General features: G+C 58.5%; 13 protein-coding genes. 5 read left to right on the forward strand and 8 right to left on the reverse strand.

Annotated features, from left to right (window positions below):
- Positions 1-93: 93 nt before the first annotated feature.
- From rho to B9N88_RS14805, 3 genes are all read right to left on the reverse strand, one after another.
- Complete coding sequence (rho, locus tag B9N88_RS14795) at positions 94-1,353, reverse strand: transcription termination factor Rho (RefSeq protein WP_003176825.1); 1,260 nt, start codon at positions 1,351-1,353, stop codon at positions 94-96.
- A gap of 234 nt (positions 1,354-1,587) precedes the next feature.
- Positions 1,588-1,917 carry a thioredoxin TrxA gene (gene trxA, locus B9N88_RS14800; protein WP_015886460.1) on the reverse strand — a complete coding sequence of 110 codons (330 nt, stop codon included), beginning with the start codon at positions 1,915-1,917 and terminating at the stop codon, positions 1,588-1,590.
- Between the two features lie 121 nt (positions 1,918-2,038).
- Positions 2,039-2,734, reverse strand: coding sequence for a FadR/GntR family transcriptional regulator (locus B9N88_RS14805; protein WP_027608361.1), 696 nt, complete (start codon positions 2,732-2,734; stop codon positions 2,039-2,041).
- A gap of 255 nt (positions 2,735-2,989) precedes the next feature.
- On the opposite strand from B9N88_RS14805, the gene B9N88_RS14810 reads away from it, so the two are divergent.
- Genes B9N88_RS14810 through B9N88_RS14825 form a run of 4 tightly spaced genes read left to right on the forward strand, consistent with a single transcriptional unit; the run spans position 2,990 to position 5,829 of the window.
- Positions 2,990-3,775 (forward strand): transporter substrate-binding domain-containing protein, encoded by a 786-nt coding sequence (locus tag B9N88_RS14810; protein ID WP_027608360.1) that lies wholly within the window; start codon positions 2,990-2,992, stop codon positions 3,773-3,775.
- A 14-nt stretch (positions 3,776-3,789) separates the two neighbouring features.
- Positions 3,790-4,458, forward strand: coding sequence for an amino acid ABC transporter permease (locus B9N88_RS14815; protein ID WP_017736949.1), 669 nt, complete (start codon positions 3,790-3,792; stop codon positions 4,456-4,458).
- Entirely contained in the window at positions 4,455-5,105 is a 651-nt protein-coding gene (locus tag B9N88_RS14820) for an amino acid ABC transporter permease (protein WP_027608359.1), read from the forward strand. Before B9N88_RS14815 ends, B9N88_RS14820 begins: the two co-directional genes overlap by 4 nt.
- On the forward strand, positions 5,092-5,829 hold the full coding sequence (locus B9N88_RS14825) for an amino acid ABC transporter ATP-binding protein (RefSeq protein WP_027608358.1): 738 nt from the start codon (positions 5,092-5,094) through the stop codon (positions 5,827-5,829). Before B9N88_RS14820 ends, B9N88_RS14825 begins: the two co-directional genes overlap by 14 nt.
- Here B9N88_RS14825 and B9N88_RS14830 read toward each other — a convergent pair.
- From B9N88_RS14830 to B9N88_RS14850, 5 genes are all read right to left on the reverse strand, one after another.
- Positions 5,810-6,316, reverse strand: a complete 507-nt coding sequence (locus B9N88_RS14830; protein ID WP_051429423.1) for a DUF1120 domain-containing protein — start codon at positions 6,314-6,316, stop codon at positions 5,810-5,812. The genes B9N88_RS14825 and B9N88_RS14830 overlap by 20 nt on opposite strands.
- Positions 6,317-6,374: 58 nt before the next feature.
- Positions 6,375-8,753, reverse strand: coding sequence for a fimbria/pilus outer membrane usher protein (locus tag B9N88_RS14835; protein WP_051429418.1), 2,379 nt, complete (start codon positions 8,751-8,753; stop codon positions 6,375-6,377).
- A 135-nt stretch (positions 8,754-8,888) separates the two neighbouring features.
- Positions 8,889-9,602: a fimbria/pilus chaperone family protein gene (locus tag B9N88_RS14840; RefSeq protein WP_074847951.1), complete on the reverse strand. Its 714-nt coding sequence runs from the start codon at positions 9,600-9,602 to the stop codon at positions 8,889-8,891.
- A 92-nt stretch (positions 9,603-9,694) separates the two neighbouring features.
- Positions 9,695-10,342 (reverse strand): DUF1120 domain-containing protein, encoded by a 648-nt coding sequence (locus B9N88_RS14845; RefSeq protein WP_159457361.1) that lies wholly within the window; start codon positions 10,340-10,342, stop codon positions 9,695-9,697.
- An 83-nt stretch (positions 10,343-10,425) separates the two neighbouring features.
- Positions 10,426-11,085, reverse strand: coding sequence for a DUF1120 domain-containing protein (locus B9N88_RS14850; protein ID WP_081744497.1), 660 nt, complete (start codon positions 11,083-11,085; stop codon positions 10,426-10,428).
- Between the two features lie 495 nt (positions 11,086-11,580).
- Between B9N88_RS14850 and ppx the strand changes: the two genes are divergently transcribed.
- Positions 11,581-13,083 (forward strand): exopolyphosphatase, encoded by a 1,503-nt coding sequence (gene ppx, locus B9N88_RS14855; RefSeq protein WP_027608352.1) that lies wholly within the window; start codon positions 11,581-11,583, stop codon positions 13,081-13,083.
- Positions 13,084-13,166: the final 83 nt, after the last annotated feature.

Consider the following 13,166-nt stretch of genomic DNA (forward strand, 5'->3'; position numbering starts at 1 on the left):
GAGGTGCATTTGGCCGTTGCAGGGACCGAAAAACCGACACAAAAAAAATGGCGCCCCTGGGGGCGCCATTTCTTCGGACCTGAAACGTCGTGATTACTTACGTTTCATCGACAGGAAGAACTCGTCGTTGGTCTTGGTGGTTTTCAACTTGTCGATCAGGAACTCGATGGCTGCCACTTCGTCCATCGGGTGCAGCAGCTTGCGCAGGATCCACATGCGCTGCAGTTCGTCGTCGGCGGTCAGCAACTCTTCGCGGCGGGTGCCGGAGCGGTTGATGTTGATCGCCGGGAACACGCGTTTTTCCGCGATGCGACGGTCCAGGGGCAGTTCCATGTTGCCGGTACCCTTGAACTCTTCGTAGATCACTTCGTCCATCTTCGAACCGGTTTCAACCAGTGCGGTGGCGATAATGGTCAGCGAGCCGCCTTCTTCGATGTTCCGCGCGGCGCCGAAGAAACGCTTCGGTTTCTCCAGGGCGTGGGCATCGACACCACCGGTGAGGACCTTGCCGGAGCTCGGGATCACGGTGTTGTAGGCACGGGCCAGACGGGTGATGGAGTCGAGCAGGATCACCACGTCCTTCTTGTGTTCGACCAGGCGCTTGGCCTTCTCGATCACCATTTCGGCAACCTGCACGTGGCGGGTCGGCGGCTCATCGAACGTCGAGGCAACCACTTCGCCGCGCACGGTGCGCTGCATTTCGGTGACCTCTTCCGGACGCTCATCGATCAACAATACGATCAGGTGAACTTCAGGATTGTTACGTGCGATGTTCGCTGCAATGTTCTGCAGCATGATGGTCTTACCGGCTTTCGGCGGGGCGACGATCAGGCCACGCTGGCCTTTGCCGATCGGGGCACACAGGTCGATCACGCGACCGGTCAGGTCTTCGGTGGAACCGTTACCGGCTTCCATCTTCATGCGCACGGTCGGGAACAGCGGCGTCAGGTTCTCGAAGAGAATCTTGTTTTTCGCGTTCTCGGGACGATCGAAGTTGATCGTGTCGACCTTGAGCAGGGCGAAGTAACGCTCGCCTTCCTTCGGTGGGCGGATCTTGCCAACGATGGTGTCACCGGTGCGCAAGTTGAAGCGACGGATCTGGCTCGGCGAGACATAGATGTCGTCTGGGCCGGCGAGATAGGAGGCGTCTGCAGAGCGGAGGAAGCCGAAGCCGTCCTGGAGAATCTCCAGCACGCCATCACCGGAGATTTCCTCGCCGCTTTTCGCGTGCTTTTTCAGCAGGGAGAAAATCACGTCCTGCTTGCGCGAACGGGCCATATTTTCTATGCCCATTTCTTCGGCCAGTTGGAGCAGGTCGGTAATCGGCTTTTGCTTGAGTTCAGTCAGATTCATATAGGAATGACGTAATCATTTATGGAGGGGGGGAAATTAAGCTTTTGGCTTAATGAGGCCGCGCCGCGGAGAAGGCGACAGGATCGCGTACTAATCGAAAAGGAATGCGTCGGCGACGGCTTGCAGGGGGCAGTGGAGAAACCAGTGCGGGGCCGAATGTACCACCTGAGTTTCGGAGCGTCTAGCCCTGTTTCACGAAAAAGCCCCGCTATTTGCGGGGCTTTTTGACGACGCTTAGATGTTGGCGTCGAGGAAAGCTTGCAGCTGGGACTTCGACAGCGCGCCCACCTTGGTGGCTTCGACGTTGCCGTTCTTGAACAGCATCAGCGTAGGAATACCGCGCACGCCATGCTTGGCCGGGGTTTCCTGGTTGTCGTCGATGTTCAGCTTGGCAATGGTCAGCTTGCCTTCGTAGGTGGTTGCAATGTCGTCCAGGACCGGAGCGATCATTTTGCAAGGGCCACACCATTCAGCCCAGTAGTCAACCAGCACCGGGCCAGCAGCCTTGAGTACTTCGGCCTCAAAGGTCGCGTCGGTGACGTGCTTGATAAGATCGTTGCTCATGGATGTCTCCGGATTGTAAGCAAAAAAAACGTTGCCCATCATAGCCGCCCTTCCCCCGTTCAGGAAGCCGCCTCTGATTGAGTCTTCCTATGATGGCGCATGAGTTTGCGCATAGCCCAACTCAGGGCGCAACAGGAGTCACGAAGGCAATCCCCGTGCGCAACGCCGCGTTGCGTACGTGTTCCTGCATGGTTTTCTGCGCCGACGCACTGGCCCGCCGGGCCAGGGCGCGCAGGATCTTGCGATGTTCCTGCCAGGTTTCCATGGCCCGCTCCGGCCGGATGAACGGTAGTTTCTGGCTTTCCAGAAACACCTCGGCACGGGCACTCAGGATGCTCACCATTGCCTGGTTGCCACTGGCCAACAGGATGCGCTGGTGGAACTCGAAGTCCAGCCGCGCGGCTGCTTCGAAGTCACCGGCCTTGAGCACCTTGCGCATCGCTTCGACGTTGTCTTCCAGGCTGTCCAGCTCATCGATCGTCAGCGTGACCGCCGCCAAACCCGCCGCAAACCCTTCCAGCGCATAGCGCAACTGGAAGATATCGAGCGGCGTGGCCTGGGCTGCAAAAGGCCAGGCAAAGCCCGGCGCATCCTCAACCGCCTGTACGAACACACCTTTGCCCGGCTGCACACTGACCACACCCAAGGCGCTCAAGGACGACAGCGCCTCGCGCAGCGACGCCCGGCTGACGCCCAACTGCACCGCCAGGTCGCGCTGGGACGGCAGTGCATCGCCCGGCCCGAAGCCTTGCTCCTTGATCAGTTTGCGGATGGCCTGCAGGGCCGCTTCCGGTACGGCTTGGGCGATGGAATTCATAAAAAACTCAAGATTTGCGTCAACAGAGCGGCTAGTTGTAAAGCTATTCAGGAGCCACGGCAAGCCACGCCCCAAAGGGGCTCGCGCAGTTTTACCGACGCTCGAAAAGGGTGCGAAAACCCGCACAGCTGTTCAGACCAGTAAGACCACCAAAGCTCAACAAACTCGCGCCTCGCAGACGGTCCGCGCAGTACTGGCATGGGCTGTGCACTGAGCAAATCCAGAAAATTCCTTCGCCCTTCTCGGAGAGTTGCCATGACCAAGCGCTGCAGCGCCCTGCTCACTGCCCTGTTTGCCAGCCTGATGCTGAGCCAGGCACCCGCCCAGGCCAACGGTCTGGACGATATCGTCGCCCGTGGCACCCTCAAGGTCGCCGTGCCCCAGGACTTCCCGCCGTTCGGCTCGGTGGGCCCCGACATGAAGCCCCGTGGCCTGGACATCGACACCGCCAAACTGCTGGCCGACCAACTCAAGGTCAAGCTGGAGCTGACCCCCGTCAACAGCACCAACCGCATCCCGTTCCTCACCACCGGCAAGGTCGACCTGGTGATCTCCAGCCTGGGCAAGAACCCCGAGCGCGAAAAGGTCATCGACTTCTCCAAGGCCTACGCACCGTTCTACCTGGCCGTGTTCGGCCCGCCTGATGCCGCCATCAGCAGCACCGACGACCTCAAGGGCAAGACCATCAGCGTGACCCGTGGCGCCATCGAAGACATCGAGCTGACCGCCGTAGCGCCGAAGGAAGCCACCATCAAGCGCTTCGAAGACAACAACTCCACCATCGCGGCCTACCTGGCCGGCCAGGTCGACCTGATCGCCAGCGGCAACGTGGTCATGGTGGCGATCAGCGAGCGCAGCCCGAAACGCGTGCCGGCGCTGAAAGTGAAGCTCAAGGACTCGCCGGTGTACGTGGGCGTGAACAAGAACGAGCCGGCGCTTCTGGAGAAGGTCAACCAGATCCTGGTCGCGGCCAAGGCTGATGGCAGCCTGGAAAAGAACGCGATGCAGTGGCTCAAAGAGCCATTGCCTGCTGATCTCTGAAGCGGAGCTGATTGATGGCCTATCAATTCGACTTTGTGCCGGTGCTGGCCAATACCGATCTGCTGTTGCGCGGCGCGCTGTTCACCCTTGAGCTGACGGCCATCGGCGCAATCCTGGGCGTCGCCCTGGGCACTGTCGGCGCCGTGGTGCGGGCGTGGAAGATCCAGCCCTTTGCCTGGTTCTTCGGGGTGTATGTCGAGTTGATCCGCAACACGCCGTTCCTGGTGCAGTTGTTCTTCATCTTCTTCGGCCTGCCCTCCCTGGGATTGAAAATCACCGAGTGGCAAGCAGCCGTATTGGCGATGGTGATCAACCTGGGGGCCTACTCCACGGAGATCATCCGCGCCGGCATCCAGGCCATCCCGCGCGGGCAACTGGAAGCCGCCGCCGCGCTGGCGATGACGCGTTTCGAAGCGTTTCGCCATGTGGTGCTGCTGCCGGCGCTGGGCAAGGTGTGGCCTGCCTTGAGCAGCCAGATCATCATCGTGATGCTCGGTTCGGCGGTGTGTTCGCAGATCGCCACCGAGGAGCTGAGCTTTGCCGCCAACTTTATCCAGTCACGCAATTTCCGCGCGTTCGAAACCTATGCCCTGACCACCCTGGTGTACCTGTGCATGGCGTTGATGATTCGCCAGTTGCTCAACTGGATCGGCCGCCGCTTTGTGATGAGGAACAGCCGATGAGTGATTTTTCCTTCTGGGACATCGTGCGCAACCTGCTTACGGGCCTGCAGTGGACGCTGTTGCTGTCGCTCGTGGCGTTTATCGGCGGCGGCCTGATCGGCTTGCTGGTGATGACCCTGCGCATCAGCCGCAAGGCATTCGCGCGCAATCTTGCACGTACCTATATCGAGCTGTTCCAGGGCACGCCGCTGCTGATGCAGCTGTTCCTGGTGTTCTTCGGCATCGCCCTGCTGGGGGTGGATATTTCACCCTGGCTGGCAGCGGCGATTGCCTTGACGTTGTTTACCAGCGCCTACCTCGCCGAAATCTGGCGCGGCTGCGTCGACTCCATCGCCCATGGCCAGTGGGAAGCATCGGCCAGCCTGGCGCTGAACCCGCTTGAACAACTGCGCTACGTGATCCTGCCACAAGCCCTGCGCATTGCCGTGGCGCCCACCGTTGGGTTCTCGGTGCAAGTGGTCAAAGGCACCGCCGTCACTTCAATTATCGGCTTTACCGAACTGACCAAGACCGGCGGCATGCTCGCCAACGCCACCTTCGAGCCCTTCATGGTCTACGGCCTGGTGGCCCTCGGTTACTTCCTGCTCTGCTACCCCTTGTCCCTCAGTGCGCGCTACCTGGAAAGGAGACTGCATGCCTCTGCTTAGAATTTCCGCCCTGCATAAGTATTACGGCGATCACCACGTCCTCAAGGGCATCGACCTGACCGTTGAAGAAGGCCAGGTCGTGGCAATCATCGGCCGCAGCGGCTCGGGCAAGTCCACCTTGCTGCGGACCCTCAATGGCCTGGAATCGATCAACGACGGCGTGATCGAGGTGGATGGCGAATACCTCGACGCCGCCCGTGCCGACCTGCGCAGCCTGCGGCAGAAAGTCGGCATGGTGTTCCAGCAGTTCAACCTGTTCCCGCACCTGACCGTGGGCGAAAACGTCATGCTCGCACCGCAAGTGGTGCAGAAAGTGCCCAAGGCCAAGGCCGCCCAATTGGCCAGGCAAATGCTGGAACGCGTGGGCCTGGGCGAGAAATTCGACGCGTTCCCCGATCGCCTGTCCGGCGGCCAGCAGCAACGTGTTGCCATCGCCCGCGCCCTGGCCATGTCGCCCAAGGTGCTGCTGTGCGATGAAATCACCTCGGCCCTGGACCCGGAACTGGTCAATGAAGTACTCAGCGTGGTGCGCCAACTGGCCAAGGACGGCATGACCTTGATCATGGTGACGCACGAAATGCGCTTCGCCCGGGAAGTGGGCGACAAGCTGGTGTTCATGCACCAAGGCAAAGTGCATGAAGTCGGCGATCCGAAGGTGCTGTTTGCCAACCCGCAGACTGCTGAGTTGGCGAACTTCATCGGCACTACCGAAGCGCACGCCTGACCGCCCAGCCATCGGGCACCATTTCGAAACGGCCTCCCCCCTCCAGCAGGGTTTTATCGCGCACGGCGGGGTGGGTGCCCGCTAGATAGGTATCGACCTGCACCTGAGCCGAAAAGACTCGACCGGCGATTGGCTGCCCGACCCTCAGTGGCACCAGCACACCGCCGGGGCGCAGCTGCCCGTCTCGTTCAGTGCGGTTGTGCATCGACACCAGTTCGACGGCCTGGCCATCCACCAATGCCTGTCGAAGGCTCAGATCAAAGCGCCCGTGATGGCCAAAACTGAAACCCTGCGCATCGGCTGGCGCACCGCGGAAACGCAGCGCAATCACCGCCGCCTCAGGGCAAACCACGCTGAGGTGCACCGTGCGTCTACCGATGGAAATACCGTGGGGTCCGGGCTGTGTGTCGACGCGCAACGGCCCGTAGTCGATCTGCGGCCGGCTCAATGACAGGTGGCATTCCGACGCCGAAACGTCAGCAATCATCAAGAGACCCACCAGTAATCCCACCCCGCCTGGAAAGCGTCCCGAGGCAAGGGCAGCCTTAACGACAGACCGCTGAGGAGGTTTCATACAGTTGGCCGTCATAGCTGTGCTCCGCCAGATCGAGTTGCAGTTTGCAGGGAGTCGCATTCGGCGACGACAAGGTCAGTACCTGGGAATGCTCAATATTGTTGAGGAAGATCATTCCGTCCCCCACCACCGTGGTCAGGAACGTGTTATCGGCGGCAAGCACCGACGTCCCCTTGGGCAACGGCTGCCCGCTTGGGTCGCGGACACGCACCAGCATCCGGCGAACCTTCGAGACTTCAAACTCGACCGTACTGAACGAGCCTCGCCCGACCTCCAGCATCTTCGTGCCATTATTGAGATCAACCTGGCGTGGCAAGCTTTTACCGTCCACCTCGACAAGGCTGCCCTGATAAGCGGGTAAGCCGGGAATCACGGCCATTCCCCAGCGGTCGGTCCAGACGGGCCCCTGAGGGGTACTGATGCGAGCCCCCGGAATATTCCCCACCGACGCCACACCGAAAGTGTCCTCGACACGGTAGGGAGACAGTGTGAGGCCTCGCTCGTGAGCAACCACGGCGCCTTGTAGCTGCCCGCTATAGATCGTGCTGGACGAGTCTCGATTGAGCCCCAGGCCGAGCTGGGTATAACGAGACGTCGCGTTGAGCGTTCCACCCACCGACTGATCGCTGGTACCTCTCAGGTCGCGCTCGCCCCTTAACTCGTAGTTCAGGGTGTCATTCACGCGCTCGCTGTAGGCTGTACCGATACCGGCATGACGCCCTTGGCGTCGAACCGTCGAGGTCACGGAGCGGTCACTGCCCAGTGGAACAGTGATCTGCAAGCGCATGCCCAAGCCATCATTTTTGTCTCTGGAGTCGCCTGACGCACCTACCTGGGAGTCAATGCTCACGGCAACATTGGCGTGCCTGAAGTTTTTGTTCCACGCGCCGTAGATATGCTGGGAAGTACGATTGTCGAAATGAGCCGAACGGGAATAACCGACAGCGAAGCCACCCAATTGAGGGTCTGACCAACTGAAGCCTGCCGTGTACTGGTGCCTGGCGCGCGCCCCCTGTACCTCGCCAGGCTCGCCGCCAACAGCTTCGAGCACATCCCGGTAACCCGAGGTCTGGCGAGTGGCGCTCAAGTTCATCTGGACGTTGCCCGGCAGCGTACTGCCAAACGAAACGCCGCTACGCGAACCGCGTACCTTTTGCTTACGGTCATGGGAAAGGTTATTGCGCAATCCCAGTGAAAACCGCTGGTCAAAGCTGCTGTCCAACGCCAGGCCCACCGAGTGGTAGTTGTCCGTGCCCTGAACTCCCGAACTGAGGGCCGCGTCCTCCCCTAACGCCCACGTTCCGCTGGCCATCGCCAACAGAGGCTCGGCGGCGCCCCTTCGATCCACATCACGCACCTTCCCTATTGCAGCGGTATATCCCGATTTAATCGGAACCGATCCACGGAACGAGGCGGCCGGCACGATAAAACTGTGTTGCCCCCCCTTGATTTCGATAACCCTGACGTCGAGGTCGCTGGTGCCATTGAGCAGTGGCAAATTGCGCAAGGTGAACGGCCCTTCCGGGACGAGAGTGGTATAAATCAATGCGCCGGACTGCCGGACTTCCACCCGCGACTGACTCCGCGCCCGCCCTTCAACCAAAACGCCATTGCTGCTGGTGCGGTTTTCCATTCCGTCAGGAAACAGCTGTGCACCGATCAGTTGAACACCACCGAACACGGGGCTATCAGCCGATATCTGGCCTGCCTGAAATGTCGAAGCCAAGGGAGCGATATCGCGCTGCGCGTATGCATACAGATGCTCAGTCGCCGAACGCTCATCGTTGGAGAGATAGAGCTGACGACTGCGGACGATCCAATCGCCCACGTTGAAACCCATTTCCGTTGAAGCGGATAAAAAGCGCCCTCGATCCCCCCGCGAGTGGGCATTGACGCCTTGGACATCGTAGTTGACCAGCGCCGCTGCACCTCCCCGGGCGTAATGACCAGTGCTTTGTTGCATGTCGCGCAGCGCCTGGGTCGGGACGACCAGCACAACCTCCTCACGCCCTGGGCGCAAGGTCACTACCGTTTTCGGATACTCGGCAATAAAGTCATGACAGGCCTGGGCGGCAGAGACTTGCTTATCGATCACCGTGGCGGGAATCTGCAGTCCCGCCCGATCCAATAGCCCACGGTTGAAACACAGCGCGCCTTCATGGTTAAACCGCGCGTCAGTCAACCCGATGGGATTACCGTTGACCGTCAAATCGACGACGCGCGTGCCCTCGCTGAACCGAGGGGCTTGCTGAAAGTAGCGCGCAACTGAAGGGTCGATACCACGCGCCTGCAAGGTGGCAAGGTCAAATCCGAGCACCGCCGCCGGCGCGGCGTAAACGTCAGCGGCCATTCCCGACACCACCGCCGCCCAAACCGAAAGGCTGATTCCGCTTCGCCTGAAAGTCTCCTCAGGTTTTATTGGCGCCCGGGATGGCTGCCCACGTACGGCGCTACAAAACCTGCTGGCTTTTTTTCCCATGGCAGGTCACGGCTGATTCGCTACGAGCAAAGCCTCGTAGCTATCGACGGAAAACCCATAGAGCGTGGCCGGCATAAGGGTGACCGACGTGGCGGCAGAACGTTTTTCCACGGCAACGCTGAGGGTTTCGCCCGGCAAGATATAGGTACGCGGCAAAAGCGCATTCACCTTCTGCGGGTTCAAGACCACCTCAGCCGCCAGGCGCACCACATAGGGGCTGTTGTTGCGTGCGCTCAAGGTATTGCCGTGAAGGCTCCAGGTCAGCAGCTCCCACGGTGCATGATGTTGAGGTAAACCTTTGGGGTGGAGAATGAGCGGCAGGTTTTGCCGTAGGCTGATACCAATTGTCGCGCCCGAGCCGGGTTGGGCCTGGGGAATACCTTCAAACGTAATGCGCTTCAAACGTTGGGTTTTGAGAGGCTCCTTATTGATTGCCATAACCCTGACCATTTGCCGCTCACCGCTATCGACACGCGCAACGGGCTGAGTAATGACGGCTAAAGGCTCCGGGTCTTCCGGTATATCTTCGATAACTGAATGAAGCAAGGCAGGACTTGGGTCCGTATTGGTGACATTGATGCTGACTTCACCATCCGCCTCATTGAGAATGACAACTGTTGTTTCCGGCTCCATGCCGTCTGCATACGCGGCACGGCAGAAAACAAAACCCAGACACAAACAACCGGCCAGAATAGATTTTTTTCTTGTAGAAACAAGCATCAACACTTCCTTCACAGCAATAACGAAACACGCCGAATCAGGTTGGCTGCCGCCAAAGAGACTGCAAGCCGACCTGAATCGCCTGGAAGCTTTTAGAGATAGACCAATTCCAGGGTTGTATGGCCATCAAGTTTTATTTCGTTATTCATGCTCAGCGCAGATGTTTTATTGATCACTGGCTGGACATTCAAATTCCCCGAGACGACGGTTATTTTAATCGGCGAATAGCTGGCGTTCGTACGCCAACTTCCAACCTTGGCTGACTGCCCCAAGACAGGATCGGTGATCCCCCAACTCGCGCCATTATTATTAGACCGCGCAACCAGTACAGCTTTACCATCGGCAATGTTGTTTTCCATGAAAACCACGTAGCCGCCGATTTTTTCATTCTTCGAGGTAAACCCAAGACCATAATTGAAATCATCGTTATAAGTAATATTGTACTGACTCACCATCATGCCGCGCACCTTTCTGGACGCGCGGTTATCCTGTGTCTTAATACCAACAAACGTGGGCGATGCACACCTGACGGTGTAAGGCGCCCCCTTTTTAGCCAGTTTGGTGTAGTTAGTAGCACTCAGTGACCTAGGGTCGATCCGACCGTAATCTATCGTTGAATTAACAATAGTAAAACTGCAACTGGCAGGCGCAATGGAGCCTCTCACTCGTAAGTCCGCGGCTTGCGCACTCAAACCCAACATAGCGAGAAACATGCCTGATAACGAAATAATCTTCTTCATAGCAATCATCGACAATAGCCAAAGAGACACGTGCTGATTGACACTTCATAGTCAGCACACCATGGATACCTATGTGGAGAAATCTAGAGGTAGCGCAACTCCAGGGTGAAATGGCCGTCCAGGTTGATCTGGTTGCTCATATCAAGTTCGGACGTCTTGTTGATGACGGCTTGAACTTCAACATTGCCGGAAACAGCATTAACCAATATAGGCGCATACACATTCCCCGCACGCCAACTGGCTATATTGGCAGTGTGGCCTACTGCCTGGGTACTGTTTGGTTCCCATCGTACGCCGTTATTTTCCGAGCTAACAATCCCTACCGACTTGCCGTCAGCTACAGAATTTCGAAGGTGCACTACATAACCTCCGATTTTTTGCCCCCTGGAAGTGGCCCCCAGACCAAAATTGTAGAGATCCTTGTAGTTCCCGCCAAACTGCCCCAGCATCATGCCTGGTATTCTCGAGCCAGCTCGATTATCAACGCTCCTGATACCCACTTTTATTTTAGACTGACCACTGCACCTCACCGTATAGGGAACACTCTTCTTATCCAGCTTGGTATAACTTGTCGGACTCAGGCTGCTCGGGTGAATAGTTCCATAGTCAATGACCGAGCGGGTGAGTGTAAAACTGCAACTGGCTGGAGCGATCGCGCCTTTTACACGTACATCGGCAGCCTGGACAGTCAGGCTCGCAACGACGAGGCATAGACCCGCCACTACTGGGTAATTCTTCTTCATCTAACGTTCATCCATAGTAATGACCATAGGCTGGCCAGTTATTGAATGATCAGAACACCTCCCCTGCGTCACGCCTGGTGCGCATATGAATATCTCGTCCTTGAAGCTCCGACCTATAAACACCACCCGGGACAGGTGCCGAACGTGAGTATTCATATTCCAAGAGAATAATAAAACCGGAAAAAATGACACCTCATGTAAGAGTGATCCCTATCTCCACTCTAAAAAACAACCCCATGTATACGAACAGGGAAACAGCAAGTTAGGACAAACATAAAACGGCGTAAGACTTATCGACAAACTCAATAAAACCAAGAATAGCCAGTACAAAACCCAGTGCTTTCTGGCTTTGTAATACATCATTTGTGGGCCGGTCCTACGCGCCACGCAGAAAGCACTTATAGGTATACGAGGAAAAATCCTCTGTTACTACGCGTTGGCTCCAGCGATCGATCGTGGCACGATGGCAAGGTTATCGACCGAGACCCCCAAACCATGCCGCAATCCCAAGCCAAGAATCTGTCCCTGATCGCCGCCATCGACCTGGGCTCCAACAGCTTTCACATGGTCGTGGCCAAGGCCCAGAACGGCGAAATCCGCATCCTTGAGCGGCTCGGAGAGAAAGTGCAACTGGCTGCCGGGATCGACGATGAGCGCCAGCTCAATGAAGAATCCATGCAACGCGGGCTCGACTGCCTCAAGCGTTTTGCACAGCTGATCAACGGCATGCCCCTGGGCGCCGTGCGAATCGTCGGCACCAACGCCTTGCGCGAAGCCCGTAACCGGGGCGAATTCATCCGTCGCGCCGAGGAAATCCTCGGCCACCCCGTAGAAGTCATCTCCGGCCGCGAAGAAGCACGCCTGATCTACCTCGGCGTGTCCCATACACTCGCAGATACCCCCGGCAAGCGCCTGGTGGCGGACATCGGCGGTGGCAGTACCGAGTTCATCATCGGCCAGCGCTTCGAACCGCTGCTGCGTGAAAGCCTGCAGATGGGCTGTGTCAGCTATACCCAACGCTATTTCAAGGACGGCAAGATCACACCGGCGCGCTACGCCCAGGCCTATACGGCAGCGCGTTTGGAGATCATGAGCATCGAGCACGCCTTGCACCGCCTGACCTGGGATGAAGCCATCGGCTCGTCCGGCACCATCCGTGCCATCGGCCTGGCGCTCAAGGCCGGCGGCCATGGCACCGGCGAGGTCAACGCCGAAGGCCTGGCGTGGCTCAAGCGCAAGCTGTTCAAGCTGGGGGATGCCGAGAAGATCGACTTCGACGGCATCAAGCCGGACCGTCGCACCATCTTCCCGGCCGGCCTGGCGATTCTCGAGGCGATCTTCGACGCCCTCGAACTGCAACGCATGGACCACTGTGACGGCGCCCTGCGCGAAGGTGTGCTGTATGACCTGCTGGGCCGCCATCACCACGAGGACGTGCGTGAACGCACGCTCACCTCGCTGATGGAGCGTTATCACGTCGACCAGGAGCAGGCAGCCCGCGTAGAGCGTAAAGCACTGCATGCGTTCGATCAGGTCGCCGAGGACTGGGACCTGGAAGACGGCGTATGGCGCGAACTGCTCGGCTGGGCGGCCAAGGTGCATGAAGTGGGCCTGGATATCGCCCACTACCACTACCACAAGCACGGCGCCTACCTGATCGAGCACTCCGACCTGGCGGGTTTCTCCCGGGAAGACCAGCAGATGCTCGCACTGCTGGTGCGCGGCCATCGTCGCAATATTCCCAAGGACAAGTTTGCCGAGTTCGGCGATGAAGGCATCAAGCTGATCCGCCTGTGCGTGCTGCTGCGCTTCGCGATCCTGTTCCACCACATTCGTGGCACCCAGCAGATGCCCCAGGTGACCCTGCGCGCCAATGGCGACAGCCTGGATGTCGTGTTCCCCAAAGGCTGGCTGGATGAGAACCAGCTGACCCAGGCGGACTTCGCCCAGGAAGCGGAGTGGCTGACGCGGGTGGGGTTCAGCCTGAACCTGCGCTAACCCGATCTCATGAACACTGCAAAAACAAATGTGGGACGGGGCTTGCTCCCGATTACGGTGTGTCAGTCGCGAATACTTTGACT

This window comes from Pseudomonas sp. LAMO17WK12:I1 (genome assembly GCF_900177315.1).
Taxonomy (GTDB): domain Bacteria; phylum Pseudomonadota; class Gammaproteobacteria; order Pseudomonadales; family Pseudomonadaceae; genus Aquipseudomonas; species Aquipseudomonas marginalis.

Bases quoted from the DNA above. Each gene is read 5' to 3' on its own strand.
- rho (WP_003176825.1), bottom strand. From the start codon at position 1,353: ATGAATCTGACTGAACTCAAGCAAAAGCCGATTACCGACCTGCTCCAA.
- trxA (WP_015886460.1), bottom strand. From the start codon at position 1,917: ATGAGCAACGATCTTATCAAGCACGTCACCGACGCGACCTTTGAGGCC.
- B9N88_RS14805 (WP_027608361.1), bottom strand. From the start codon at position 2,734: ATGAATTCCATCGCCCAAGCCGTACCGGAAGCGGCCCTGCAGGCCATC.
- B9N88_RS14810 (WP_027608360.1), top strand. From the start codon at position 2,990: ATGACCAAGCGCTGCAGCGCCCTGCTCACTGCCCTGTTTGCCAGCCTG.
- B9N88_RS14815 (WP_017736949.1), top strand. From the start codon at position 3,790: ATGGCCTATCAATTCGACTTTGTGCCGGTGCTGGCCAATACCGATCTG.
- B9N88_RS14820 (WP_027608359.1), top strand. From the start codon at position 4,455: ATGAGTGATTTTTCCTTCTGGGACATCGTGCGCAACCTGCTTACGGGC.
- B9N88_RS14825 (WP_027608358.1), top strand. From the start codon at position 5,092: ATGCCTCTGCTTAGAATTTCCGCCCTGCATAAGTATTACGGCGATCAC.
- B9N88_RS14830 (WP_051429423.1), bottom strand. From the start codon at position 6,316: ATGATTGCTGACGTTTCGGCGTCGGAATGCCACCTGTCATTGAGCCGG.
- B9N88_RS14835 (WP_051429418.1), bottom strand. From the start codon at position 8,753: ATGGCCGCTGACGTTTACGCCGCGCCGGCGGCGGTGCTCGGATTTGAC.
- B9N88_RS14840 (WP_074847951.1), bottom strand. From the start codon at position 9,602: ATGCTTGTTTCTACAAGAAAAAAATCTATTCTGGCCGGTTGTTTGTGT.
- B9N88_RS14845 (WP_159457361.1), bottom strand. From the start codon at position 10,342: ATGAAGAAGATTATTTCGTTATCAGGCATGTTTCTCGCTATGTTGGGT.
- B9N88_RS14850 (WP_081744497.1), bottom strand. From the start codon at position 11,085: ATGAAGAAGAATTACCCAGTAGTGGCGGGTCTATGCCTCGTCGTTGCG.
- ppx (WP_027608352.1), top strand. From the start codon at position 11,581: ATGCCGCAATCCCAAGCCAAGAATCTGTCCCTGATCGCCGCCATCGAC.